This is a genomic window from Pseudomonas sp. WS 5071, from assembly GCF_012985765.1.
Taxonomy (GTDB): Bacteria; Pseudomonadota; Gammaproteobacteria; order Pseudomonadales; family Pseudomonadaceae; genus Aquipseudomonas; species Aquipseudomonas lundensis_A.
This window is the reverse complement of record NZ_JAAQWY010000096.1, coordinates 1-564: the sequence shown is the minus strand read 5'-3', so window position 1 is coordinate 564 and position 564 is coordinate 1. Positions and strand designations below refer to the sequence as shown.

1 protein-coding gene is annotated in these 564 nt (G+C 58.2%); it reads left to right on the top strand.

Translation table 11 applies throughout. The features are described 5' to 3' along the window. Positions 1 to 85: 85 nt before the first annotated feature. Positions 86 to 564: tail fiber assembly protein (locus HBN61_RS22380; RefSeq protein WP_170047935.1), on the top strand; the 479-nt coding region annotated here is incomplete at its 3' end.

The following is a 564-nucleotide window of genomic DNA, read 5'->3' as shown; positions in this document are numbered from 1 at the left end:
TGGTGGCTCGTTCTCCCCATGGGTTGAGTTCTACCACTCTGGAAACACCACCCGCGCCGCCGACGGCACACTGAAGGCTATTTAAATGACGACTCGTGCAGCAATCAACATTCTCGGTTCCACCGGTGAAATCATCGACATCACATCGCTGGGCGTGAGCACCATCGAATCGAAGCGAGAAAGCCCTGGTATTTACCAACTGATCGGAACGCAGGGCATGGCCAGGGCGCCAGAAGGGTGGGGCTATGTCGTCAACCAGTTGGACGTGGATAAAACCGTGGCCATCTCCTATGACGAGCAGGTGCTGCGAGTCTGTGTGACCCTGGACGACAAGCCTACCGACCTGAGCCACAGCATTACCTTGCACGTGGCCGTCGATGAACTCCCTGTCTCATCCATGCCACCCCCGGAGCAGGTGCCTGACATGGATCCAGCCCAAGAGGCCCAGCGCGAATACGCTCACTTGCGCGCCATTGCCGACTACGCCATCGCCCCGCTTCAGGATGCTGTCGATATCGACGAAGCCTCAGAAGAAGACGCCGCCCGACTCAAAGCCTGGAAGAA